The 25,844-nt window shown below is 65.3% G+C and carries 20 protein-coding genes; 5 read left to right on the top strand and 15 right to left on the bottom strand.

Features of this window, described 5'->3' with window-relative positions; translation table 11 throughout:
• Positions 1-10: 10 nt before the first annotated feature.
• The gene (locus tag WI560_RS10215) at positions 11-904 is read right to left on the bottom strand and encodes a LysR family transcriptional regulator (RefSeq protein WP_028135446.1); all 894 of its coding nucleotides are present in this window, start codon (positions 902-904) and stop codon (positions 11-13) included.
• Between the two features lie 224 nt (positions 905-1,128).
• Between WI560_RS10215 and WI560_RS10210 the strand changes: the two genes are divergently transcribed.
• The 5 genes from WI560_RS10210 to WI560_RS10190 are packed head-to-tail and all read left to right on the top strand — an operon-like array spanning position 1,129 to position 7,095.
• Positions 1,129-1,605 carry a formate dehydrogenase subunit gamma gene (locus tag WI560_RS10210; protein WP_375307893.1) on the top strand — a complete coding sequence of 159 codons (477 nt, stop codon included), beginning with the start codon at positions 1,129-1,131 and terminating at the stop codon, positions 1,603-1,605.
• Positions 1,602-3,158: a formate dehydrogenase beta subunit gene (locus tag WI560_RS10205; RefSeq protein ID WP_375307892.1), complete on the top strand. Its 1,557-nt coding sequence runs from the start codon at positions 1,602-1,604 to the stop codon at positions 3,156-3,158. The genes WI560_RS10210 and WI560_RS10205 overlap by 4 nt, the downstream gene beginning before the upstream one ends.
• A gap of 10 nt (positions 3,159-3,168) precedes the next feature.
• Positions 3,169-6,042 (top strand): formate dehydrogenase subunit alpha, encoded by a 2,874-nt coding sequence (fdhF, locus tag WI560_RS10200; protein ID WP_375307891.1) that lies wholly within the window; start codon positions 3,169-3,171, stop codon positions 6,040-6,042.
• Between the two features lie 5 nt (positions 6,043-6,047).
• Positions 6,048-6,875 carry a formate dehydrogenase accessory sulfurtransferase FdhD gene (gene fdhD / locus WI560_RS10195; protein WP_375307890.1) on the top strand — a complete coding sequence of 276 codons (828 nt, stop codon included), beginning with the start codon at positions 6,048-6,050 and terminating at the stop codon, positions 6,873-6,875.
• Positions 6,865-7,095, top strand: coding sequence for a formate dehydrogenase subunit delta (locus WI560_RS10190; protein WP_375307889.1), 231 nt, complete (start codon positions 6,865-6,867; stop codon positions 7,093-7,095). The genes fdhD and WI560_RS10190 overlap by 11 nt, the downstream gene beginning before the upstream one ends.
• On the opposite strand, the gene WI560_RS10185 is transcribed toward WI560_RS10190, so the two are convergent.
• The 14 genes from WI560_RS10185 to ccmE form a co-directional block, all read right to left on the bottom strand.
• Positions 7,055-10,039, bottom strand: coding sequence for a bifunctional [glutamine synthetase] adenylyltransferase/[glutamine synthetase]-adenylyl-L-tyrosine phosphorylase (locus WI560_RS10185; protein WP_375307888.1), 2,985 nt, complete (start codon positions 10,037-10,039; stop codon positions 7,055-7,057). The two genes, WI560_RS10190 and WI560_RS10185, sit on opposite strands and share 41 nt — an antisense overlap.
• On the bottom strand, positions 10,036-11,496 hold the full coding sequence (locus WI560_RS10180; protein WP_375307887.1) for a sensor histidine kinase: 1,461 nt from the start codon (positions 11,494-11,496) through the stop codon (positions 10,036-10,038). Before WI560_RS10180 ends, WI560_RS10185 begins: the two co-directional genes overlap by 4 nt.
• Positions 11,497-11,902: 406 nt before the next feature.
• Positions 11,903-12,598 carry an ABC transporter ATP-binding protein gene (locus WI560_RS10175; RefSeq protein WP_028135443.1) on the bottom strand — a complete coding sequence of 232 codons (696 nt, stop codon included), beginning with the start codon at positions 12,596-12,598 and terminating at the stop codon, positions 11,903-11,905.
• Entirely contained in the window at positions 12,598-13,347 is a 750-nt protein-coding gene (locus WI560_RS10170) for an ABC transporter ATP-binding protein (protein WP_375307886.1), read from the bottom strand. The genes WI560_RS10175 and WI560_RS10170 overlap by 1 nt, the downstream gene beginning before the upstream one ends.
• Positions 13,344-14,642, bottom strand: a complete 1,299-nt coding sequence (locus WI560_RS10165) for a branched-chain amino acid ABC transporter permease (protein ID WP_375307885.1) — start codon at positions 14,640-14,642, stop codon at positions 13,344-13,346. Before WI560_RS10165 ends, WI560_RS10170 begins: the two co-directional genes overlap by 4 nt.
• Positions 14,639-15,586 carry a branched-chain amino acid ABC transporter permease gene (locus WI560_RS10160; protein ID WP_257193798.1) on the bottom strand — a complete coding sequence of 316 codons (948 nt, stop codon included), beginning with the start codon at positions 15,584-15,586 and terminating at the stop codon, positions 14,639-14,641. Before WI560_RS10160 ends, WI560_RS10165 begins: the two co-directional genes overlap by 4 nt.
• Before the next feature lie 115 nt (positions 15,587-15,701).
• Positions 15,702-16,934, bottom strand: coding sequence for a branched-chain amino acid ABC transporter substrate-binding protein (locus WI560_RS10155; protein WP_375307884.1), 1,233 nt, complete (start codon positions 16,932-16,934; stop codon positions 15,702-15,704).
• Between the two features lie 227 nt (positions 16,935-17,161).
• Positions 17,162-18,388 carry a TetR family transcriptional regulator gene (locus WI560_RS10150; RefSeq protein ID WP_375307883.1) on the bottom strand — a complete coding sequence of 409 codons (1,227 nt, stop codon included), beginning with the start codon at positions 18,386-18,388 and terminating at the stop codon, positions 17,162-17,164.
• 202 nt (positions 18,389-18,590) lie between these two features.
• A complete protein-coding gene (locus WI560_RS10145; RefSeq protein ID WP_049820256.1) occupies positions 18,591-19,271 on the bottom strand; it encodes a response regulator transcription factor in 681 nt (226 codons plus the stop codon).
• Between the two features lie 274 nt (positions 19,272-19,545).
• Positions 19,546-21,126, bottom strand: coding sequence for a Do family serine endopeptidase (locus WI560_RS10140; RefSeq protein WP_375307882.1), 1,581 nt, complete (start codon positions 21,124-21,126; stop codon positions 19,546-19,548).
• Between the two features lie 222 nt (positions 21,127-21,348).
• Complete coding sequence (locus WI560_RS10135) at positions 21,349-22,692, bottom strand: methyl-accepting chemotaxis protein (RefSeq protein WP_375307881.1); 1,344 nt, start codon at positions 22,690-22,692, stop codon at positions 21,349-21,351.
• A gap of 127 nt (positions 22,693-22,819) precedes the next feature.
• On the bottom strand, positions 22,820-23,302 hold the full coding sequence (locus WI560_RS10130; protein WP_375307880.1) for a cytochrome c-type biogenesis protein: 483 nt from the start codon (positions 23,300-23,302) through the stop codon (positions 22,820-22,822).
• Between the two features lie 4 nt (positions 23,303-23,306).
• On the bottom strand, positions 23,307-25,289 hold the full coding sequence (locus WI560_RS10125; protein WP_375307879.1) for a heme lyase CcmF/NrfE family subunit: 1,983 nt from the start codon (positions 25,287-25,289) through the stop codon (positions 23,307-23,309).
• Positions 25,286-25,810 (bottom strand): cytochrome c maturation protein CcmE, encoded by a 525-nt coding sequence (ccmE, locus tag WI560_RS10120; RefSeq protein ID WP_375307878.1) that lies wholly within the window; start codon positions 25,808-25,810, stop codon positions 25,286-25,288. Before ccmE ends, WI560_RS10125 begins: the two co-directional genes overlap by 4 nt.
• Positions 25,811-25,844 lie beyond the last annotated feature (34 nt).

The raw sequence follows: 25,844 nt of genomic DNA, 5'->3' as shown, positions 1-25,844 counted from the left end.
TTGCTCGAATCTACAATTGCAGCGTCGGCGCGACTTCGCGCGCGACATTGACCAGCGCCGCGATCAGCGGCGTCATCGGGTCGCGCTGCGGGATCACCATGCCGATGCTGTAATTGACGTCGGGCTCGACGATCGGGATCGAGCGCACCGTGTCGGAAAGACCGAGCGTCTCGGCAAGCTTGGCCGGCATCACGCTCGCCCAGCGTCCCGTCTTGACATGCGTGAACAGGACCAGCAGCGAGTTCGAGGTCAGTGTCGGCGTCGCCTCCGCACCGACCGAGCGCAGCGCGCGGTCGATGATGCGGCGGTTCTGCATGTCTGGCGTCAAGAGGCATAGCGGCACCTGCCCGACCTCGGTCCAGGTCACCGTCTCGCGGTCACCGAACATCGCGTCCGGCGCGGTCAGGAGCCGATAGCTCTCGTTGTAGAGCGGAATGGTCCGCACCTTGCCGATCGGCTCGTTCTCGATATAGGTCAGCCCCGCATCGACCTCGAGATTTTCGAGCAGTCCTAGCACCTCCGACGAGGTCGTCGAGCGGATGCTGAAGCGCACCTCGGGATGCCGGGCGCGGAACGGCGTCGTCAGCGACGCCACCATGCCGAGCACGGTCGGGATCGCCGCGATGCGGATCTCGCCGGAGAGCTGGTGCTTCAGCCCGTTGATCTCGTCGCGCATCGCGCGGGCATCGCCCACGATCCGCCGCGCCCAGTCGAGCGCCCGCTCGCCTTCGGGCGTAAAACCCTGGAAGCGCGACCCGCGCTGCACCAGCATCACGCCGAGGATCTCCTCGAGCTGCTTGAGCCCGGTCGACATCGTCGGTTGCGTGACGCCGCAGACCTCCGCCGCGCGTCCGAAATGCCGCTCCTTCGCCAGCGCCAGCAACAGTTCAAGCTTGTCGATCAAACGGTCGTCCCCTCGAATTCAGTCTTGGCATGCAAGCTAGCACGCCTGCTCCCTCCCAACACACAAAAACCGGCCGGCGGAACGGCTTTAATTGCTGCTTCGGATCGAGCGATAGCGTTTGCAAATCGATCCGAATCCGCAATCGCAGCATGGGACAGCTTTATTGATCTTCGAATGATTCCAACTAGTTTGCCCCGAAGGAAACCTCAGGTTGAGAACGAAGAATGACAGCGGTTTTTGAGCCTTGGAACAAGATGCGCGGCGGCGAAATCATCGCCGAACATGCCAACCAGGAGGGCGCGACGCTGGTCATCCTGCATGCGCTGCAGGAGGCGTTCGGCTATGTGCCGCAGGCCGCCATCCCCATGGTGGCGCAGGCGCTCAACCTGTCGCGTGCCGAGGTGCATGGTGTTTTCACGTTCTATCATGATTTCCGCCACAAGCCGGCCGGCCGCCATGTGCTGAAACTGTGCCGCGCGGAGGCCTGCCAGGCCGCCGGCGGCGATGCGCTGGCGGCGCGCGCCGAGGCGAAGCTCGGCGTATCGCTCGGCGGCACCACGCCCGACGATCGCGTCACGCTGGAGCCGATCTACTGCCTTGGCCTGTGCGCGACCGCACCGTCCGCGATGCTCGACGGCCGCCTGATCGGCCGGCTCGATCAGAAGCGGCTCGATGCGCTGGTTGCGGAGGCGCAGCGATGAGCGTGCGTTTGTTCGTCTCACGCGACGCCGGCGCGATCGCCGTCGGCGCCGACGAGGTTGCCCTGGCGCTGGAGCAGGCGGCAGCCGAGCGCGGCGTGGCGATCGAGATCGTCAGGACCGGCTCGCGCGGGATGTACTGGCTGGAGCCGCTGGTCGAGGTGGCGACGCCGCAGGGCCGGATCGCCTTCGGTCCCGTGACGGAAGCCGATGTGCCCTCCCTGCTCGATGCGCTCGCGAGCAACACGCCGCATCTGTTGCGGCTGGGGGCAACCGACGAGATTCCCTGGCTGAAGCGCCAGACCCGCCTCACCTTCGCCCGCTGCGGCGTGATCGATCCGCGCTCGCTCGACGACTACCGCGCTCATGGCGGCTACAGGGGGTTTGAGCGCGCGCTCTCGCTCGGACCCGATGCCATCCTCAACGAAGTCACGGCGTCGGGCCTGCGCGGCCGCGGCGGCGCGGGCTTCCCGACCGGCATCAAGTGGAAGACCGTCGCGCAGGCCAAGGCCGACCGCAAGTTCATCGTCTGCAACGCCGACGAGGGCGATAGCGGCACCTTCGCCGACCGCATGATCATGGAGGGCGATCCGTTCCTGGTGATCGAGGGCATGACCATCGCCGGCATTACCGTCGGCGCGACCAAGGGCTACATCTATATTCGCAGCGAATATCCGCACGCGGTCGAGGCGATGAATGCTGCCATCGTCGCCGCCAGGCGCGGCGGTTATCTCGGCACGAATATCGGCGGCTCGAAGCAAGCCTTCGATCTCGAAGTGCGCGTCGGTGCCGGCGCTTACGTCTGCGGCGAGGAGACCTCGCTGCTGGAGAGCCTCGAAGGCCGCCGCGGTATCGTGCGTGCCAAGCCGCCGCTGCCCGCGCATCACGGCCTGTTCGGCAAGCCGACCGTCATCAACAACGTGCTGTCGTTCGCGGCTATCCCCTTCGTGCTCGCCGAAGGCGCCAAAGCCTATGCGGATTTCGGCATGGGCCGTTCGCGTGGCACGATGCCGATCCAGCTCGCCGGCAACATCCGCCACGGCGGCTTGTTCGAGACCGCGTTCGGCGTGACGCTGGGCGATCTCGTCGACGACATCGGCGGCGGCACCCTCACCGGCCGCCCGGTCCGTGCCGTTCAGGTCGGCGGTCCGCTCGGCGCTTATTTCCCCCGTGCGCTGTTCGACACGCCGTTCGACTACGAGGCCTTTGCCGCGCGCGACGGCCTGATCGGCCATGGCGGCATCGTCGTGTTCGACGACAGCGTCGACATGCGCCGGCAGGCGCGCTTCGCCATGGAATTCTGCGCCATCGAATCCTGCGGCAAGTGCACGCCGTGCCGGATCGGCTCAACCCGCGGTGTCGAGACCATCGAGAAGATCATCAACGGCGAGCGCGTCAGCGAAAACCTCGCGCTCGTGGAAGACCTCTGCAACACCATGAAATTCGGCTCGCTCTGCGCACTCGGCGGCTTCACGCCCTACCCCGTGCTCAGTGCCTTGAAGCATTTCCGGGAGGATTTCGTCCCCTCCCCGGCCACGCTTCAGGCGGCGGAATAGGAGAACGACGATGTCTTTGATCGAAGAAATCGACTACGGCACGCCGGCTTCCAAATCGGAAACGATGGTGACGCTGACCATCGACGGCAACGAGGTCACCGTGCCCGAGGGCACATCGATCATGCGCGCCGCGATGGATGCCGGCCACCAGATCCCGAAGCTCTGCGCGACCGACATGGTCGACGCCTACGGCTCCTGCCGGCTCTGCCTGGTCGAGATCGAAGGCCGCGCCGGTACGCCGGCCTCCTGCACCACGCCTGTCATGAACGGCCTCGTCGTGCACACCCAGACCGAGCGGCTGAAGCAGCTGCGCAAGGGCGTGATGGAGCTCTACATCTCCGACCATCCGCTCGACTGCCTGACCTGCGGCGCCAACGGCGATTGCGAATTGCAGGACATGGCCGGCGCCGTGGGACTGCGCGACGTGCGCTACGGCTATGAGGGTGAGAACCACGTTTTCGCCAGATCCCACGGCTGCGACAACGACCATTGGATGCCAAAGGACGAGTCCAACCCGTACTTCACCTACGATCCCTCCAAGTGCATCGTCTGCTCGCGCTGCGTCCGCGCCTGCGAGGAGGTGCAAGGCACCTTCGCGCTGACCATCTCCGGCCGCGGCTTCGACAGCCGCGTCTCCCCCGGCATGAGCGAAAGCTTCCTCGGCTCGGAATGCGTCTCCTGCGGCGCCTGTGTGCAGGCCTGCCCGACCGCGACGCTGACCGAGAAGTCCGTGATCGAGATCGGCCAGCCCGAGCACTCGGTCGTCACCACCTGCGCCTATTGCGGCGTCGGCTGCGCCTTCAAGGCGGAGATGCGCGGCGAGGAAGTCGTGCGCATGGTGCCGTACAAGGACGGCAAGGCCAATCGCGGCCATTCCTGCGTCAAGGGCCGCTTCGCCTGGGGCTACACCAACCATAGGGAACGCATCCTGAAACCGATGATCCGCGAGCGGATCGAGGATCCCTGGCGCGAAGTCTCCTGGGACGAGGCATTCTCGTTCGCCGCCGCCAGGATGCGCGGCATCCAGAAGAAATACGGCCGCGACGCCATCGGCGGCATCACCTCGTCCCGCTGCACCAACGAAGAGACCTATCTGGTGCAGAAGCTGATCCGTGCCGGCTTCGGCAACAACAATGTCGACACCTGCGCCCGCGTCTGCCACTCCCCGACCGGCTACGGCCTTGCCACCACCTTCGGTACTTCCGCAGGCACGCAGGACTTCGACTCCGTCGAGCACACCGACGTCGTCGTCGTCATCGGCGCCAACCCCGCTTCCGCCCATCCCGTGTTCGCCTCGCGGCTGAAGAAACGGCTGCGCCAGGGCGCCAAGCTGATCGTGATCGATCCGCGCCGCACCGAGATGGTGGAATCACCGCACGTGAAGGCGCTGCATTTGCCCCTGATGCCCGGCACCAACGTCGCGGTCATGACCGCGCTAGCGCATGTCATCGTCACCGAAGGCCTCGTCAACGAAGCCTTCGTGCGCGAACGTTGCGACTGGAGCGAGTTCGAGGAATGGGCGGCCTTCGTCGCCCAGCCCAAGAACAGCCCGGAAGCCACCGCCATCCTCACCGGCGTCGATCCGAAGGACCTGCGCGAGGCCGCCCGCACCTACGCCACCGGCGGCAACGGCGCGATCTATTACGGGCTCGGCGTCACCGAGCACAGCCAGGGCTCGACCACCGTGATCGCGATCGCCAACCTCGCGATGGCGACCGGCAATATCGGCCGTCCCGGTGTCGGCGTGAATCCGTTGCGCGGCCAGAACAACGTGCAGGGCTCCTGCGACATGGGCTCGTTCCCGCACGAGTTGCCCGGCTACCGCCACATCTCCGGCGATGCCGTGCGCGACCAGTTCGAGGCGCTGTGGAACGTCAAGCTCAATCCCGAGCCGGGCCTGCGCATTCCCAACATGTTCGACGCCGCGGTCGAGGGCACCTTCATGGGGATCTACGTGCAGGGCGAGGACATCCTGCAGTCCGATCCCAACACCAGCCACGTGGTGGCGGCGCTGTCGGCGATGGAATGCGTCATCGTTCACGACCTCTTCCTCAACGAGACTGCGAACTACGCCCACGTCTTCCTGCCCGGCTCGAGCTTCCTTGAGAAAGACGGCACCTTCACCAACGCCGAGCGCCGCATCCAGCGCGTGCGCAAGGTGATGACGCCGAAGAACGGCATGGCCGACTGGGAGGTCACGATCGGCCTCGCCAAGGCGATGGGCTTCGAGATGAAGTACAGCCACCCGTCCGAGATCATGGACGAGATCGCGGCGCTGACGCCGACCTTCGCCGGCGTCTCCTACGCCAAGCTGGACAAGCTCGGCTCGGTGCAGTGGCCCTGCAACGAGAAGGCCCCCGAAGGCACGCCGGTGATGCATATCGACGGCTTCGTCCGCGGCAAGGGCAAGTTCGTCGTGACCGAATATGTCGCGACCGACGAGCGCACCGGCCCGCGCTATCCCCTGCTGCTCACCACGGGCCGCATCCTCAGCCAGTACAATGTCGGCGCGCAGACGCGGCGCACCGACAACGTGGTCTGGCATGCCGAGGATCGCCTCGAGATCCACCCGCACGATGCCGAGCAGCGCGGCGTGCGTGACGGCGACTGGGTGCGGCTGAAGAGCCGCGCCGGCGAGACCACGTTGCGCGCGGAGATCACCGATCGCGTGGCGCCCGGCGTCGTCTACACCACCTTCCACCATCCGGACACGCAGGCCAACGTCATCACGACGGATTATTCGGACTGGGCGACCAATTGTCCCGAATACAAGGTCACGGCGGTGCAGGTGTCGCCCTCGAACGGCCCGTCCGACTGGCAGAAGGCCTATGACGCGCAGGCGCGGCAATCCCGCCGCATCGTGCCGGCCGAAGCGGCGGAGTGATTCTCATGCACGTCGCGGTTCAGGCGATCGATCGCGGAATCTGGCGCAACGGCGTGGCGTCCGAAGGAACGCGTTTCATTCCGGAGGAGACGCCGTTGGCGCTGACCTATAATGGCGGCACCTACGCCGTCATGATGGGGACGCCGCAGAACCTGGAAGATTTTGCGGTCGGCTTCAGTGTGAGCGAGGGCATCATCAAGTCGGTCGACGACATCAAGTCGCTCGACATCGTTCGCCTTGACGACGGCATCGAGCTCAGGATGTGGCTAGCACCGGATGAGGCCGCACGCATCAGCGAGCGCCGTCGCCATGTCGCCGGGCCCACCGGCTGCGGCATCTGCGGCATCGAGTCCATCGCCGAAGCCGTGCGGCCCGCGGCGGTGGTGCCGCAAGGGCAGAGCTTCACGCCGGAACAGATCATGGCGGCGATGCAGGCCATCGCGCCCTTGCAATCGATCAACCTGCAGACCCGCGCCGTTCACGCCGCCGCGTTCTGGTCCCCTGCCGGCAGCATCGTCGCGCTGCGCGAGGACGTCGGCCGCCACAACGCGCTGGACAAGCTCGCCGGCGCACTGGCGCGCAGCCGCGCCGATCCTCGCGGCGGCCTGGTGCTGCTGACGAGCCGGGTCTCGGTCGAGATGGTGCAGAAGGCCGCCGCGATCGGCGCGCCGGTGATGGTCGCGGTCTCGGCACCGACTGCGCTCGCGGTGCGCTCGGCGGAAGCCGCCGGCGTCACGCTGGTCGCGATCGCCCGGCAGGACGGGTTCGAGATATTCACGCACGGCAGCCGGATCGCCGCGCGCCATGCCAGGGAGGTTGCCGATGTCGCCTGACCGCCTGATCTACATGGCCAACCAGATCGGCACGTTCTTCCGCAGCCAGGGCCACGGCAAGGCCGTGCCGGGGATTGCCGAGCACATCAACAAGTTCTGGGACCCCAGGATGAAGCGCGCGATCTTCGCCCATCTCGACGCCGGCGGCGCGGGCCTGGAGCCCGATGTCCGCGAGGCGCTCATCTCGTTGCAGGCTGCGTCCCTTCCAGCAGCGCCCTGAACACGCGCCGCACCTCGCCCTGAGTCTCCTTCACGCGCGCCTCCAGCGACGAGAAATCCGGCGCATCGCCGGCGCGCGCCATCACGCGCTGCAGATCGTTGCCGGCGGTTTCGGGCTTGAAGCGGTCGCTGACGCACAGCCGCAGGATCTGAGTCAGGTCGTGGTAGAGCCGCGCGGCTGCACGCAGGATCTCGGTCTCCGATTGCGGAAGGACGCCGAGCCGGCATGCGTTCTCCAGCACCTGCAGGGTGCTGACGTCCAGGATCTCCGGCTTGTCGTGCGCATGCACGAGCTGGAGATATTGCGCGATGAAGTCGATGTCGACCATGCCGCCGGCGGCATGCTTGAGATCCCAGCAATCGGCCTCGCCCTTCTCCTGGGCGATGGCGCGCCGCATGTCGGCGACGTCGTTGGTGGTGATGGCGGGATCGCGATGACGGGTCAGGACGTCGCGGATGACGCGCTCGATGCGTTGGCGGAATTCGGGCGAAGCCGACACGACGCGGGCGCGCGTCAGGGCCATGTGCTCCCAGGTCCAGGCCTCGTTGGCCTGGTAATCCGCGAACGAGACGAGGCTCGAGGCCACAGGGCCGGCGCGCCCCGAGGGACGCAGCCGCATGTCGATCTCGTACAGCACGCCGTAATTGGTGCGCGTCGTGAACGCGCTGATCAGGCGCTGGGTCAGCCGCGCAAAATAATGCGCACCCTGAAGCGATTTCGGCCCATCGGAGTCGGGATGCTCGCTGTCGAAATCGTAGAGCAGGATCAGGTCGAGATCGGACGAGGCCGTCATCTCGCGGCTGCCGAGCCGTCCCATCGCGATGATCGCGGTCTCCTGCCCCTTGATCCGGCCGTGCTGGGCGGCGAAGCGGTCGGCGACGAGGCCGTGCACGGTGTGGACGATGCCTTCGGCGACGTCGGCAAAGGCCGTGCTGGCCTGCTGCGCCGAGACGGTGCCGGAAAGAATTCGCGTGCCGATCAGGAACAGGCTCTCCTGCCCGAACAGGCGCAGGCGATCGAGAAACTCCTCGTAGGAGCCGGCGTCCTGCACGGTCGCGGCCAACCGTCCCGACAATTCCTGCCGGTCCGGCATGGCGCCGAAAAAGCGCGGATCGATCAGGCCGTCCATCAGTTGCGGCTGCCGTGCCAGCATCTCCCCTAACCGGGGCGCCGCGCCCAGCACCAGCGCCACCAGCGCGACGAGGTCGCGATTCTGGCCGAGCAGCGTGAACAGCCGGCCACCGCGCTGCAAGGCCCCCAGGAATTGATCGAAGGCGACGACGGCGCGATCCGGCTCCTCGGCATGGGCAAGTCCGTCGATCAGGGCCGGCACGAATTCGACGAAGGCATTCCGCGTCGCCTCGTTGCGGAACACGCGATAGTCGCCGGTGACCCAGTCGCGCACGGTCTGCGCCAATGCGGCAGGCTTCTTGAAGCCGAGCGTCGCCAAGTGCTGGAGCAGGCGCGGATCGTCGGGACCGGCGCTGTAGTCGAGCGCCGGCAGCCTGGCCGTGCCGGTCGGATCGTCGCCCTCGAACAGCTTCTCGTAGTGCCCCTGCACGATCTTGAGCTGTCGCAGCAGGTCACCCGCGAAGGCCTCGCGATCCGGATAGCCGAAGAAGCGCGCAAAGCGCTCGACCGCCTCCTTGTCTTCGGGCAGCGCATGGGTCTGCTCGTCGGCGATCATCTGGAGGCGATGCTCGACCCGGCGCAGGAATTCGTAGGCAATGGTCAGCTCGTCGCGCGCGGCCGGGGTGATCCAGTTGCTGGAGGCGAGAATGTCGAGCGCCCTCAGCGTCGGCCGCACCCGCAATTCCGGATGGCGGCCGCCGGCGATCAATTGCTGGGTCTGGGCAAAAAACTCGATCTCGCGGATGCCGCCGCGGCCGACCTTGACGTTGTGTCCCTCCACCGCGACCTCGCTCTGGCCGCGATAGGTCTGCATCTGCCGCTTCATGTCGTGGACGTCGGCGAGCGCGGCGAAGTCGAGATGCTTGCGCCAGACGAACGGCGCGATCTCGGCCAATAGCGCCTCGCCCGCCCGGGCATCGCCGGCGCATGCACGCGCCTTGATCATGGCGGCGCGCTCCCAGGTGCGCCCTTCGCGCTCGTAGTAGTTCAGCGCGGCGTCGCGCGAGATCGCCACCTGTGTCGAGGACGGATCAGGTCGCAGACGCAGGTCGACGCGAAACACATAGCCGTCATAGGTGCGCTGCTGCAGGATGCGCGCCATGCCCTGCGTCACCCGGACGAAGAACGGCTGCGGCTCGATGTCGGGTGCGATCGTGGTCGCATCGGGATCGAAGAACACGATGAGATCGATGTCGCTGGAATAGTTCAGCTCGCCCGCGCCCATCTTGCCCATGGCGAGCACGATCAGCCCGCAGCCCTCTTCGGGCGCCTCGGGATTGGGCGGCGAGAGCTTGCCGCGTGCGGCTTCCTGCCGCAGCAGGTATTGCAGCGCCGCCTGCACCGAGGACACCGCGACATCGGTCAGCGCCGCCGTCACCCGCATCACCGGCCACACCCCGCCGATATCGCACAAGGCGGTCAGCAGCGCGGTCTCCGCTTTCATGCGGCGAAGCAGCCGCATCACCTCGGCCTCGTCCGCCGCCGCGAGCACCGCGGCCCTGGCGTCCGCGATGAGTTCCGCCAGATGCGCATCCGGATCGCATTCGAGCAGCCGGATCAGGCGGACCGCGTCGGCGCGCACCAGATCGAACAGATAGGGCGAGAATTCCGCAATCCCGGCCAGGATGTCCTTCGCGAAGGGATGCGCCAGCAGCGCTTCGAGACGAGCCGATTGGGCCGGCTCGAGCTCGCCCAGCCAGCTTTCAAGACGTCGTTCGTCGGTTGTGGAAGCGGCAATATGGGGAGCTTCCGCGAAGCGCGCGGCCAGCCTCTCGCCATGCTTGTCCGCGTTTCCCGGCGCGGAGTGGTTCATGCCACCTTCTGTGGCACATCCGGCATTGGCGGAGCAACCCTGTCGCCGGCATCAGCCCGCGCGGGCAGCACCAGCGTGGCGACGAGGCCCGGCTGGGCGTCGCCCAGCCTCAACTCACCACCATGCAATGTCGCCACCGCGGAAGCGAGGCTGAGGCCGAGCCCCGAGCCCGGCAGCGTGCGGCTCGCTTCCAGCCGCACGAATCGCTCGACGGCATGCTTGCGGTCGGCCTCGGGAATGCCGGGACCGCGATCGGTGACGCTGAGCAGCACCTGATCGCCCTCTCGCCTCGCCTCGATCAGGATCGGCCGGGCTTCCATGCTGACCACGGTTCCGCCCGTCTGCGCGACCGGCTTGCCGTATTTGATCGCGTTCTCGACCAGATTGGCCAGCGCCTGGCTGACCAATTCGCGGTTGGCGTGAATTGGCGTCGGCTCGGCCTTGACCTTCAAGGTCATGCCGTCGTCCTCGGCGAGCGGCTCGTAGAGCTCGTGGATGCCATTGGCAACGTCGGCCGCGTCGAAATCATCCATGTTGCCGCGCGCCTGCCCGGACTCGGCGCGCGCGATCATCAGCAGCGCGTTGAAGGTGCGGATCAGGCCGTCGGATTCCTCGATGGTGCGCTCCAGCGCCGCCCGGTAGTCGGCCTCGCCCTCCGAACGCGCCAGCGCTTCCTCGGCGCGGTTGCGCAGGCGCGTCAGCGGCGTCTTGAGATCATGGGCGATGTTGTCGGAGACCTCCTTCAGCCCCGCCATCAGCGCCTCGATCCGTTCCAGCATGGCGTTGAGGTTCTCGGCGAGGCGATCGAGCTCGTCGCCGCTGCGCCCGACCGGCAGGCGCTCGCTGAGATCGCCGGACATGATGCGCTGCGCGGTCCCGGTCATGGCGTCGATGCGCCGGAGCACCCGGCGCGCGACGAAGACGCCGCCGCCGAGGCCGAGCACGACGACGATCAGGATCGACCATTGCGCGGCCTTGGCGACGATACCGAACAGCCGCCGCCGCTCGGCGAGGTCGCGGCCGATCAGGAGGCGAAAGCCGTTCTCGAGTTCGGTGACGCGCACCAGCGCGCGATGGTCGCGGTCGTCGGCGTCCTCGAGGCGCCGGTAGCCGGTCTCCGACCAGCCGCGCGTCGCCATCACGCCGGGCGCCAGCGAGCCGACATTGCCGGCGATCGCCTGCCCGGTCGGCGTGGTCACGAGATAGAGGTTGGCGCCCGGCCGCAGCGCCCGGTACTCGATCGCGAGCACGAGGCCGCGCAGGCCGCGGCGGCCATAGATCTCGCTGATCTCCGACGTCTCGGCATTGACGGTCTGCGTGATCTCCTCGGTGATCAGCCGCCGCGTATTCCAGGCGAAATAGGCCAGCAGCGAGGCCGCGAACATCGCGAACAGCAGCAGATAGACCAGCGTAAGCCGGAACGCCGTGGTGCGGACGAGTTTACCAAATGCCGTCACGGATCATGTGTCCAGTTTCAAGACCGCGCCTGCCATCACGAGCATCGCCATTCCTCGTATTTCCGCTTTGTTTGCAGTAACATAGCTTCATACATTGTGGTCCCTGCCCACAGGTCCCTTGGGGCGACTGATGCGCAAAGCCATCCGTGACGGCAGGTGATAAGCGGACGGGGAACGTTAAAGGGGCACTAGATCGGAACCAAGTTAATTCCCGGCAAGCTCGCGTCCATGGGATACTGGGGTAAGCCTGGCTGGCCGGACGCCGGGGCAGTGATCGGCTGTGGGCCTTCCCTCCCGACCACGCTGAGGAACATCAGTCGTTCCGGGCCAACGCCCCTGTTGGCGCCATAAGCGCACTGCCGTCAAATCCGCCAACAAAGGGACGCGCGCTACCGGGGACGCCCCCTCACACTTCCAGCCATTGCGCGCGAACGTCGCTGTTTGATCTCAGTTGCTCGGGCGTACCTTCGAAGACCACACGACCGTGCCCCATGACGTAGACGCGGTTGGAAATCTTCATCGCAATCGACAGCTTCTGCTCGACGAGCAGAATCGCAACGCCGGCCTGCGCAATGCGGGCGATGAGGTCGCCGACCTGCTGTACGATCAACGGGGCGAGACCTTCGGTAGGCTCGTCGATCATGATGAGATCCGGGTCGCCCATCAGGGTCCGGCAAGTCGTGAGCATCTGCTTCTCGCCGCCTGACAGCACCCCTGCGGGCGTATCCGCACGCGCGGCAAGATTCGGAAACATGTCGAGCATGTCCTGAAGCTGCCATTTGCCGGGACGTCGCGTATCCTTGATGCCGAGGAGCAGATTCTGGCGGACCGTCAGACCCGGAAAGATGTCCCGATGCTCCGGCACATAGCCGAGACCGAGGCGCGCGATCCTGTAACTCGGCAGCCCGGCGATGTCCTTGCCTTTGAAGCGGATCGTGCCTTGCGGAGCAACCTCGCCCATGATCGCCTTGACCGTGGTCGAACGTCCAACACCGTTGCGGCCGAGCAGGCTAACGACCTCGCCCGCGGCAACGTCGAGATCGACGCCCTGGAGAATGTGGCTCTTGCCGTAATAGGCGTGCAGGTCCCTGACCTCGAGCATCAGTGCGCCTCCTCGCCGAGATAGGCTTCCTTGACTTTCGGGTCGCGCCGGATCTCCTCTGGCGTGCCGGAAGCGATGATGTGGCCGTAGACCAGCACGGAAATGCGGTCGGCCAAGCCGAACACAACGCTCATGTCGTGCTCGACGATGACGAGGGTCTTGCCCTCGGTCAGGCGCCGGATCAACGCCACCGCGCGCTCGGTCTCGGCGTGGCTCATGCCCGCCGTCGGTTCGTCCAGCATCACGACCGTTGCGCCGCCGGCGATGGTGATTCCGATCTCCAGCTCGCGCTGCTCGGCGTAGGTCAACAAGCCGGCCGGAACATCGCGCCGATGCGTCAGATGGATGTCGTCGAGGATCTGCGCCGTGCGCTCGCGCACCTCCGGCAGGCTGTCGACGTTCTTCCAGAAGGCGTAACGGTGCCCCATCGCCCACAGCACGGCACAGCGGACGTTCTCCCACACCGACATGCGCGCGAATACGTTGGTGACCTGGAACGAGCGCGACAGGCCGCGCCGGTTGATTTCGAACGGCCTGAGGCCGGAGATCACATCGCCGTTCAGCCTCACCTCGCCCGAGGTCGGCTTGATATGGCCGCTGATGAGATTGAACGTCGTCGACTTGCCAGCACCATTCGGACCGATGATGGCGTGACGCTCACCTTGCGCGACGCTGAGATTGAGATCGCGGATGATGCCGACATTGCCAAAGCGCTTTTCGACAGCGCGGACTTCGATCGCTGCCGTCATGCCAAATACCCCCGGTCGCGCGCGACCGTCGTCGCGCGGTCCCATGCCTCGCCAACCCGCCGCCAGCTCAGGCGCGCGACGAAGAAGCCGCCGGCGACGAGGACCGCCGCACTCGCCCACGTCACCGGCGACGCCGGGCTGAAGGCCACGCCGAGCAGGTTGATCGGACTGCCCTGACCGCTATGCGTGCGTGCAATCGATTCGATCGTCAGGATCACGCCGCAAGCCAGTGCCAAGGTCGGCACCGCCGCGAGCAGATAGGAAGGAATCACCGTCGGCAGAGTTCCGGCGCGAACCAGCGGCCGGTGCATCATGATGAGCCCGGCGATGCCGCCGGGGGACAGCATCACGATGCCGATGAAGATGATGCCGAAATAGAGCTGCCAGACGCCAGTGACACTGGTCAGCCCAAGCTGAAGATAGGTCACGAGGATTGCACCCAGGATGGGCCCGAAGAAGAAGGCGACGCCCCCAATGAAGGTCGAGAACAGCACGAGGCCGGATTGGATCGCGCCGAGATAGGCGGCGTTGGCGATCTCGAAGTTGATCGCGGCCAGTCCCCCCGCCACGCCGGCGAAGAAGCCGGCAAAACAGAAGGCGATGTAGCGGACCACGTGCGGATCATAGCCGATGAACTGGACGCGTTCGGGGTTGTCCCGCACCGCATTGCTGATCCGCCCCAGCGGGGTCCGCGTCAGCGCATACATCGCGATGGCCGCGATGACCAGCCAGAACGCGATCAGATAATAGACCTGAAGCTGCGGGCCGAAACTCAAGCCGAGGATCTTCGGCAAAGCGGTTCGGTCGGTCGATATCCCGGACTCGCCGCCGAATACCGAACGCAGGATCAGCGAGGAGGACGCCACCAGTTCGGCAATGCCGAGCGAGATCATCGAGAACACGGTGCCGGCCCGCTTGGTCATCAGCCAGCCGATGACGATCGCGAAAGCGAGGCCGCCGAGCCCACCGAACAGCGGAATGAACGGCAGCGGGATGGGCCAGCCGTGCGAGACCACCGCATTCATCATATGGCACGCAGCGAAGCCGCCGAGGCCGTAATGCACCGCATGGCCGAACGACAAGAGGCCAGTCTGGCCGAGCAGGATGTTGTAGGACAGCGCGAACACGATCGCGATGCCGATCAGGCTGAAGGACGTCAGCGAGCCGCCAGAGGAGAAGATCAGCGGCAGCACGATCAGCGCGGCGATGCCGGCAAGCCATATGCCGTAGAAGCGCAGGCCGTCGCCGGCTGTCTTGTCTGCGATCTTCGATGTCGATGTCATATTGGCGTTCATGTCTCGCGCGTCCCCATCAGGCCCATGGGGCGTACGATCAGAATGATCACCAGCAGCAGGTAGGGCACGATCGGCGCCACCTGGGCGATGGTGACGTTCCAAATGTCGGTGAGCACGGACGGCCCCGCCGACGGATCGAGCGGACCGAAGGCGCTCGCCAGCGAACCGTTCAGCGCCACCGCAAAGGTCTGGATCAGGCCGATCACCAGCGAGGCGATGAAGGCGCCCGGCAAGGAGCCGAGGCCGCCGAACACAATGACCACGAACAGGATCGGTCCCAGAGCCGCGGCCATGTCGGACTGCGTCACCAGCGCGGGACCTGCGATCACGCCGGCAATTCCCGCCAGCGCGCTGCCGACGCCGAACACCAGCATGAATATGCGTCCGACATTGTGACCGAGATGCCCCACCATGTGGGGATGCGTCAGCGCGGCCTGAACGATCAGGCCGACCCGTGTACGCTTGAGCACCATCAGCAGCACGATGAAGATCAGGACCGACACCGCCAGCATGAAAATCTTGTAGGCGGGATAATTCGTCGAGAAGATCGTGAAGGCCGGAAAGTCGAGCAGCGCCGGCACGCGGTAGTCGACGGGGCTTCTGCCCCACATCATCGCCACGATTTCTTCGATCGCGAACGCAAGACCGAAGGTCAGGAGCAACTCCGCCACATGGCCGTGCTTGTGCGTATTGCGCAGGCCGTAGCGCTCGACCGCCATGCCGATCGCGCCGACCAGCAGCGGTGCCAGCAACAGCGCCGGCCAGAAGCCGATCCATTTGGTGAGCTGGAAGCCGAAGAAGGCGCCGAGCATGTAGAAGCTGGCATGGGCGAAGTTGAGCACCCCCATCATGCTGAAGATGACGGTCAAGCCGCTCGACAGCAGGAACAGCAGCATGCCGAACAGAAGACCGTTCAGCGTCGATATAACGATCAGTTCAAGCACAGTATTCACACCTCTGGCCGGGACAGAACAGCCTCGGCAAACTCGTCGGCAGGCATGCGAACAGCGACCTTCCCGCGAGCCGCTGCCGGCTGCGGGAAGGCGAAGCCGGTCCAGCTTACGGCCGGGTCATCTTGCAGGTCGTGGGAACCATCGTCTTGGAGGTGTCGATCTTGGAAACCAGGTGCCATCCCCAGCCGGTGCCTTCCTCGTCGAACGGCTCGTTTGCGGCGAGCTTGCCGAAGGAGGAGATGTAGATCGGCTGGAAGAACTGGTGATCGTCCTTACGCATGACGCCCTCTCCACCATCCAGCACCTCAAACTTGAGGTCCTCGAGGGCTGCTGCGACCTTCACGGGGTCGAGCGAGTTGGCCTTCTCGGCCGCGGCCTTGAACATGCGCATCTCGTTGACCGCACGCGGATACCACAGCGACATATTGACCTTGGCGCGGAAAGCCTTTTCGAAATCCATCGCCGGCTGATGGCCGGAATTGGCAAAGCCCTCGGTGATCTGGAACACCTGATGGTCGAGACCGGTCTGCTTGATCGCGGTCGGACCGCCAGCGCCGCCAGCATAGTAGGTGTACCAATTGACCTTCAAGCCGGCGTCGGCAGCGGCTTTGAGCAGCAGAGCGATGTCTTGGCCCCAATTGCCGGTAACGACGCTATCGGCGCCCGAAGCCTTGATCTTGGCGATATAAGGCGAGAAGTCGGTGATCTTCAGCAGCGGATGCAATTCGTCACCGACGATTTGGATGTCGGGCCGCTTGGCGCCCAACATCTTGCGCGCGTCAGCGCGCACCGACTGGCCGAAGGAGTAGTCCTGGTTGATCAGGTACACCTTCTTGATCGCGGGGATATCCTTCATATAGCTGGTGAGCGCTTCCATCTTGATGTCGGAGCTGGCATCCCAGCGAAAATGCCAGTAGCTGCATTTTTCGTTGGTCAGGCTCGGATCGACGGCGGCATAGTTGAAGTAGAGCACTTCCTTGCCGGGATTGCGCGTGTTGTTCTTGGTAACGAAGTCGGACAGCGCTGCGGCGACCGACGAGCCATTGCCTTGAGTGATGAAGCGGGCGCCGGCGTCGATGGCCTTCTGCGCCTGCACCAGGCTTTCCTGCGGGTTGGTCTTGTTGTCGAGGGGCAGAATCTCGATCTTGCGGCCCAATATGCCGCCCTTCGCGTTGATCTCATCGGCCAGATACTGGAACGTCTTCAAGCCGCCTTCACCGATGCTGGCGCCGCCGCCGGACAGCGGATCGATGTAGCCGAGCTTGATGGTTTCCTGCGCGTATGCTGCTCCTCCCAGCATCGTCAGCGCTGCCGCCGCAGCAATTACGAGCTTGTGCATCCTGGCCTTCTCCCTTTTGCGTGTTCTTGTTCCTTGGCGATCGATGCTGATTCACAACGTCGGTCGCGCCGGCTTTGCTACCCGAACATTGAATACTGTGTAAAGTTTTGGCGCAAGAAATAATTGTGGCTTAAACTTGTGAGGACGCCGCGCGCTTCCGGAACATTGAATTCACAGGCAAGTTTTTGACCTCAATGCTGCGCTCAATCTGCGGCTGATTGGTTGCCTTATACCACCCCGCGACGCGGCTTGAGTCCCGCGAGGAACAGCCGCGAAAAATGATCGGCAATTTGCATCGGAGACCAGCTCCGCTCGCCCCTGAACCAGATCGGGTACCAGTGGCCCATTCCAGTCAGAACGCGTTCGGCGAAGTGAGTGTCGACACTGCGGAAATACCCTTCCTCGATCCAACGCTGATGATTTCTCTGGTCCTGCCCGATCGTCGCGAGCACCTGCCCGACATAGTGCTTCCGGTCAACGTCGTTGAGATAGTTGATGTTGTGGTAGGTCGCCTTGGGCCCGCAAGGAGTGTCGTGCAGCATCAACAACAGACGCACTCTCTGAACGACATAATCGAACGGCCCGAGCCCGAGGTCCTGCAAATGCTCTCGAATGCCGATCTCGCCGGCCAGGCCTCTTCGCAAGCAAGCGAGCAAGAGGCGCTCTTTTTCGCTGAAATGATAGTAGATGCCGGCACGGGTCATGCCGGCTTCCGCCGCGATACTCTCGAGTGATGTGCCGGACGCTCCCCTTCGGTTGAAACTGTCAGAGGCAATCGAGAGCATCCTGTCCAGCTTCGCGGCGCGCTTGTTCAATTTGGAGCGGGACTGGAGAAACGGTGCCAGGCTCGGCGCTTCAGGCATGTCCGGCAAGGCAATCTCACGCCGATAAACTCCATGCGTGATGATGTCATCAATCGCATCAATCGCCTGCTGGCGCGAATAGTAGTCGCGCTCGGAGAACCAGAACGGCACCCAATCCAGGATGGAGATGAGGGCGACGGCCGTAAGGAGCGGCTCCTCGCAGGCTATCGAGCCGTCGGCAACGCCACGCTTCAGAATACCGGCCAGCAGCGCGGCATTCTGCCAACGCCTGGCGTGCACATCGTTGCTGTAGGACGCGGCCAGTGCATCGATGTCGGTGAACAGGATCATGCGCTGGCCTTCAGGCCGCAGCCGGGCACGTATAAATCGCCTGACGACCTCGAGCGCGTCGATACCGGGCTCGGCCGCGGTCTCGATTTCGTGCCTGTAGAGCGCAAGGCCGCGCAGGTAGCAGTGAAAGATCAGGTCCTCCTTGTCGCGGAAATAGTGGTAGAGCGCCCCCGGCACCGATCGCACCGAGGCTGCGACCTGCTCCATCGTCACGTTCGCATAGCTATGGCGGGCAAAGAGCCTGGAAGCCGACACGAGGATCTCTTCAGCTCGGTCGGACGGGAAGGCGGCGACTTGCAAGCTTGAATATCCTTCCTGATCGGGGACGGATTCATCCAGGTGAGATGTCCCCTACCACACGTCGGGTATTCTTGCCATCCGATGAGGGGGTCGGCCAATATCGTCCGACAACGTCCGGGCAGGAGCAGCAGGCCGGTGATGCAGCCGACGATTGCGGGCGCTAGCTCGCCGCAAGTCGATCGGCGCAACGGGCGAGTTCGCCTTATCGCATCCCGTCGCGGATCATGTACCCGGCGCCGCGGATCGTGTGCAGCAGCGGCCGCTCGAATCCCTTGTCGATCTTGGAGCGCAGCCGCGAGATGTGCACGTCGATCACGTTGGTCTGCGGATCGAAATGATAGTCCCAGACATTTTCGAGCAGCATGGTGCGCGTCACCACCTGGCCGGCATGCTTCATCAGATATTCGAGCAGCCGGAATTCGCGTGGCTGCAGCGTCAGCTCGTCCTTGCCGCGGGCGACGCGGTGCGAGAGCCGGTCGAGCTCGAGGTCGCCGACGCGGTAGAGCGTGTCCTCGGCGGGCCCGCCGCGGCGGCGCGACAACACTTCGACGCGGGCCAGCAGCTCGGCGAACGAATAGGGCTTTGGCAGATAATCGTCGCCGCCGGCGCGCAGGCCCTTGATGCGGTCGTCGACCTGTCCGAGCGCGGAGAGAATCAGCACCGGCGTCGTGTTGCCCTTGTCGCGCAGCGCGCCGATCAGCGACAGGCCGTCGCGCTTGGGCAGCATGCGGTCGACCACCAGCACATCGTAATCGCCGCTCTCGGCCATGGCGAGGCCCTCCTCGCCGTCGGCGGCGTGGTCGGCAATGTGTCCGACCTCGCGAAACGCCTTCACGAGGTAGTCGGCGGATTCGCGGTCGTCTTCGATGATGAGGAGGCGCATCGTGCGTTCGGCGGCGGTCAAGGAGGTCAACCTTCTCTAAACATGGCGCGAGCGGCGATCCCATGCAAGCCGAGGGGGAGACGCTGGCATGGAGAAAAAGGCGGGCGGTGAAGCTGGGGGGACTTCACCGCCCTAGGCCTTCCGACGGAGGGGGGCGTTTTTCCACCGGAAGGTAGCAGGGGGAAGCTGACGTTACGCTGCTTCCCCGAAGGGCGCCGGCGGCGGGGGCGACTGATGCCGGCGACACCCTTCATCTCGTGAGCCTCCTGAAGGCTTACCCTTTGGCGAGAGGCACTGCGACGAAGCGCGACTGGCCGCCGCTCTTCACGCGCATCAGGACGCTGTTCTTGTTGTCGGTCCGCGCCGTGTTGATGGCATCGCGGACTTCGCCGGCGGTGGCGACGCTCTTGCCGCCGACTTCGAGAATCACGTCGCCTTCCTTGAAGCCGCGTTCGGCCGCGGCGCTCTTCGGATCGACCTGGGTGACGACGACGCCTTCCTTGCCGGCGCCGGCCACCGAATTGGCGGGGGCAACGGTCATGCCGAGCTTGGGGACATCGGTGCCCTTGCTCGCACCCTTGCCGCTGTCATTATCGTTGTCGGCCTTGGCCTCGACCGTGTTCGGCAGCTGGCCGAGGGTGAGGTTGACGACCTTGTCCTGGCCCTTGTGCAGCACGTTGAGCTTCACGGTCGCGCCGGGCGCCATGCCGCCGATGGTGCGGGCCAGCTCGCGCGCGTCCTTGACGGATTCGCCGTTGACCGCCGTGATCACGTCGCCGGATTCGATGCCGGCCTTGGCGGCCGGACCGTTGGCCTGCGGCTCCGCCACCAGCGCGCCTTCGGCCTTCTTCATGCCGAGGCTGTCGGCAATGTCGGACGTGACGGGCTGAATCTGCACGCCGATCCATCCGCGGCTGACCGAGCCCTTGTCCTTGAGCTGGGCGACCACGCTCTTCACCGTGCTCGCCGGGATCGAGAACGCGATGCCGACGCTGCCGCCGGAGGGCGAGTAGATCGCGGTGTTGACGCCCATCACCTCGCCGTTGGTGTCGAAGGCCGGGCCGCCGGAATTGCCCTTGTTCACGGGCGCGTCGATTTGGATGAAATCGTCATAGGGACCGTTGCCGATGTCGCGGCCGCTCGCCGAGACGATGCCCGCGGTCACGGTGCCGCCGAGACCGAACGGATTGCCGACGGCGAGCACCCAGTCGCCGATTCGCGGCTTGCTGTCGGCGAGCTTGGCGAACGGAAAGCTCGAGCTGCCCTCGACCTTGATCAAGGCGAGGTCGGTGCGCTGGTCGGTGCCGATCACCTTGGCGGTGTAGGTCTTGCCCTCGTCGGTGGTGACCTCGACCTTGTCGGCGCCGTCGACCACGTGATTGTTGGTCACGGCAAAGCCGTCAGCCGAGATGAAGAAACCGGAACCCTGGCCCTGCACGACGCGGCCGCGGCCGCCCTTCATGCCCGGGGGGAAACCCTCCGGACCACCGAAGCGGCGGAAGAAACGCTCCATCGGCGAGCCCGGCTGGAACGGCGAGGAGGAATCGTCGCCGTCATCGTTGCTCGCGGTCTTTTCCTTCATGTTGACCTTCACCGAGATCACCGACGGCTTCACGCGCTCGACAACGTCGGCGAAGCCGATGGGTCGCTCGACCTTGCGGACCTCGTTGTTGACCTGCGCATGCGCCGGGCTCGAGAACAGGTCGGCCGGCGAGGTCGACGTGCCAAAGCCATAGACGGCGGCGCCAAGGCCGGCGACGACCGAGGCCATCAGCGCGAGCCTGCGCGCGGAGAACACCGACCGGCGCGGCTGCCGGTAGGGCGGAAGGTTCGAGAGGTCGATACGGTCGGACATGCAGAGATCTCCAGGGCCTTGAAATCCATGTGATGCCTGAGGGCGGCACCTTACGGACCTGAAGATGGGGACTCCCGCCTTACCGTGCGCTGGCGGCGGGGTTAAACTTTCGTAATGAAGCCGCAAGGCGGATGCGGCAGTTCATCGCAGTCCGAAAATTGTGATTCCACAGGAACTTAACGCGAGTTCCCGAGACGCTGCGGAACGGGCTTTTTGTGAGCTTTAGCTCGCTCTGACGCTGACGATGAACTCGTCGACTTCACGCTTCAAGGTTTCCGCCTGCTGCGACAGATCGACAGCGGAATCGCGCGCCTCGGCGGCCATGCGGCCGGTCTCGGCGGAGGTCGAAGTGATCTGCACGATATGGTTGGAGACGTCGAGCGTGCCGCGCGCGGCGTCCTGGGCGCTGCGCGTGATCTCCTGCGTCGCGTTGCGCTGCTGGGAGGTGTCGACCTCGATACCGGACATGATGGACGAGATCTCCGACAGCGTCTTGGAGATGCCGTCGATCGCGTCGCGCGTCTGTGCGGTGATGCCCTGAATGCTGGCGACGTGAGAGGTGATCTCCTCCGTCGCCTTGCTGGTCTGATGCGCCAGATTCTTCACCTCGGAGGCGACCACCGCAAACCCCTTGCCGGCCTCCCCTGCCCGTGCCGCCTCGATGGTGGCGTTCAGCGCCAAGAGATTGGTCTGCGATGCGATCGCCTGCACCAGCTGGACGACCTCGCCGATCTTGTCGGCAGCATCCGACAGCGTGTGGATGGTGTCGCGGCTCCTCTCCGCCTCGGACGCCGCGCCTTCGGCGCGCTGGGTCGCGTCGGTGACGCGGCGGCTGATCATGCCGATCGAATTCGTCATCTCTCCGGCAGAACCTGCCACCGTCTGCACGCTGGCGCTGGCGAGGCTTGCCGCGCTCGCCACCGCATTGGCCTTGGTGCTGGTGTCATTGGCCGTCCGCGACAGCGTCTCGGCGTTGCTCTTCAGATGCACCGCCGATGACGCCACGCTGTCGACGACGCTGGCGACGAGATCGTTGAAGCGCTTGATCCGGTCGTCCAGGAATTTCGATCGCTCGGCCTGGTGCTGCGCTTCGTGCAGCTGCCGTTCGGAGAGGTGGCGCCGCTCGATGCCGTTGGTCTTGAACACCTCCAGCGCACCGGCGAGCAGGCCGATCTCGTTGGTGCGGCCGAGCCCCGGAACCGGCGTCTCGAACTTCTGGTCGGCGACCTCGCGCATTGCATGGACGATCGCCGCCAACGGATTGAGGATGCCGTTGCGAACGGCAAACCAGGTCGTGAGGCAGATCGCGAAGGCGACGACGGCGATCACACCGCAGGCGACCAGGAAGTAGGAGAACGCGGCCTGCGCCTGCTGATAGATCTGCATGGCATGGTCGCGCGCGGGGCCGCTCAGCGCGGCGAAATTCGAGGACAGGCTGGTGATCTCGTTGTTGAGATAGAGCACCGCAATGAAGCCGGTGCCGCCGCCGATGCCCAGCAAGAACAACAGTGCAGCGACGACGGCGCCAACCAGGAAGCGGATCGTCAGATTGCTGTTCGCGAACATCGGGGACTCAGGGTCTGGAATAGAAGCTCGCGACAAGCTTCCAGACAAAGGTCAAAATACCATGAACCGCGCGGCGGTGAGCCAGCGATCTACGTAGGACTACATGGCCACAACGATGATCGCGTGGCTACGGAGATTTGGTCTCGTCGGACATCAAGGCCGCGAGCTTCGCTTTTTCGTCGGCCGTCAGCGGCGGCGCAGGTACGTCTGCACCGCCATGGGCGCGACGCCGGATTTGCAGCCACAACGCCACGCCGCCACCGATGAGCAGCAGCGGTCCGAGCAGCCACAGCAGCGCGTTTTGACGCTCGAAGCGCGGCTTCAGCAGCACGAACTCGCCGTAGCGCGCGACCAGGAAATCGAGCACTTGCGAATTGCTGTCCCCGGCGCCGATGCGCTCGCGCACCAGGAGCCGCAGGTCGCGCGCCAGGGGCGCATCGGAATCGTCGATCGACTGGTTCTGGCAGACCATGCAGCGCAGCTCGCGCGACAGCTCGCGCGCACGGGCTTCCTTGGCGGGATCCGACATGATCTCGTCGGGCTGCACCGCGTGGGCCGCAGGCAAAGCCAGCAGCATCAGCAGGACGAACGCGGCCATGATCCGGCGCATCGGATCACTCCGCCGGCTGAAGGCGCTGCTTGGCCCGCGCCGGCTTCGGCGCGCCGACCCGCAGCCGCCGGTCGGACAGCGACAGCACGCCGCCGAACGCCATCAGCACCGGCCCCCACCAGATCATGAGCACCATCGGCTTGTAATAGATGCGCACGGCGATGGCGCCCTCGGCGTTGGCGTCGCCGAGCGAGATATAAAGCTGGCTCGCGCCGCGGGTCAGCAATGCGGCCTCGGTGGTCGAGGAGCCGCGGGTGGTGAAGCTGCGCTTGGACGGCGTCATGACGCTGAGCGGGGCGCCGTCGCGGCTGACGTTGAACTCGGCGATCATCTCGCGGTAGTTCGGGCCCTGACGCTGCAGCACACCGTCGAGCTTCACGTCGAAGCCGGCGATGTGGGCGACCTCGTTCTGCTTCATCGTCGCGATATATTCGCTGTTCCAGGTGGTCTCGCAGACGATCCCGATCAGCGCCACGCCGAGGCCGGCATGCGCAAACGCGGTGCCCCAGGCCGAGCGCGGCAGGCCGCGCGCCCGGTGCAGCACGGTTGCGAACGGCAGCCGCACGAGGCCGGTCCGCTCGACGATGTCGGTGACCGCGCCGGCGATGACGAAGACCCCAAGCCCGATCGCGAGCGGCGCCAGCGTGCTGCCGCCGGTCGCCCAGCCCCAGGCGATGGCGACGGCGGCAAGGCCGGCAACGCCCGCAGCGAGCAGGCGCTGCGTCACGCCGAGCAGGTCGCCGCGCTTCCACGCCATCATCGGCCCGAACGGCACGGCCAGCAGCAACAGGGCAAACAGCGGCGCGAAGGTGAGGTTGTAGAACGGTGCACCGACCGACATCTTGAAGTCGGCGAGCATCTCCATCGCCAGCGGATAGAGCGTGCCGAACAGCACGACGGCGCAGGCGACCGTGAGCAGCAGATTGTTCAGGACCAGCGCGCCCTCGCGCGAGATCGGCGCGAACAGGCCGCCCTGCTTCAACGAAGTGGCGCGGCCCGCGAACAGCGACAGGCTGCCGCCGATGAACAGGCAAAGGATCAGCAGAATGAACACGCCGCGGGTGGGATCGGTGGCGAAGGCGTGCACCGAGGTGATGACGCCCGAGCGCACCAGGAAGGTGCCGAGCAGCGACAGCGAGAAGGTCAGGATCGAGAGCAGGATGGTCCAGACCTTCAGCGCGTTGCGCTTCTCCATCACCAGCGCCGAATGGAGCAGCGCGGTGCCGGAGAGCCACGGCATCAGCGAGGCGTTCTCGACCGGATCCCAGAACCACCAGCCGCCCCAGCCGAGCTCGTAATAGGCCCAGTACGAGCCCATGGCGATGCCGAGCGTCAGGAAGATCCAGGCGACCAGCGTCCACGGCCGCACCCAGCGCGCCCAGGCCGCGTCGATCCGTCCCTCCATCAACGCCGCGATGGCGAAGGAGAACGAGATCGAGAAACCGACATAGCCGAGATAGAGCATCGGCGGATGCACGGCGAGCCCGATGTCCTGGAGCACCGGATTGAGATCGCGTCCCTCGATCGGCGGGTTCGAAATGCGCAGGAACGGGTTCGACGTCACGAGGATGAAGAGATAGAAGGCGCCGGCGACCCAGGCCTGGACTGCGAGCACGTGCGCGCGCAGCGACAGCGGCAAATTGTTGCCGAAGGCGGCGACCAGCCCGCCGAACAGCGCGAGGATCGACACCCACAACAGCATCGAGCCTTCATGGTTTCCCCACACGCCGGTGATCTTGTAGAGCAGCGGCTTCATCGAGTGGGAATTCTCGTAGACGTTGGCGACCGAGAAATCCGAGTTCACGTGCAGCATCACGAGAGCCGTGAACGAAGCGCCGACGAAAAGAAGCTGCGCCAGCGCCGCGGAGCGCGCCACGTTCATGAGCGCCGCGTCGCGCAGGCGCGCGCCGATCAGGGGCACGACCGACTGGATCAGTGCGAGCGCAAGCGCCAGCACCAGGGCGTAATGTCCGGTTTCTGCGATCACCGCACCGCTCCTTGCGGATTGCCCTGCGCCGTTGTCGCCGGCTTGCCCGCATCAGACGTCTTGCCGTCGTCGGCGGGCTTGCCGCCGTAATCGTCCTTCCAGTGCCCCTGCTTCTTCAGGGCATCGGCGACGTCCCTGGGCATGTAGGTCTCGTCGTGCTTGGCAAGCACGGTATCGGCCTTGAACACGCCATTGGCATCGAGCGCACCCTCGGCGACGACGCCCTGCCCCTCGCGGAACAGGTCGGGCAGAATGCCCTTGTAGGCCACCGGCAGCTTGGCGTTGCCGTCGGCGACCTCGAAGGTCACCGCGAGATTGTCCCCGCGCTGCAGCGAGCCGGGCTGCACCAGCCCACCGAGACGAAACCGCTTGCCCGGCTCGACGTGCTTCTCGGCGACCATGGTCGGCGTCGAGAAGAACACGATGGAGTCGCGGAGGGCGTTGAGCACCAGCGCGGCCGCGAGCGCGAGCACGGCGAGCGAGCCGCCGATGATGGTCATACGTCGCTGCTTGCGCGTCATGGCGTATCCGTTCTCCGCTTCTGTCGTCCCGACA

Source organism: Bradyrhizobium sp. A11, from assembly GCF_042077125.1.
GTDB classification, from domain to species: Bacteria; Pseudomonadota; Alphaproteobacteria; order Rhizobiales; family Xanthobacteraceae; genus Bradyrhizobium; species Bradyrhizobium japonicum_B.
Note: the sequence above shows the minus strand (reverse complement) of the source record. Positions and strands in the feature narration are given on the sequence as shown.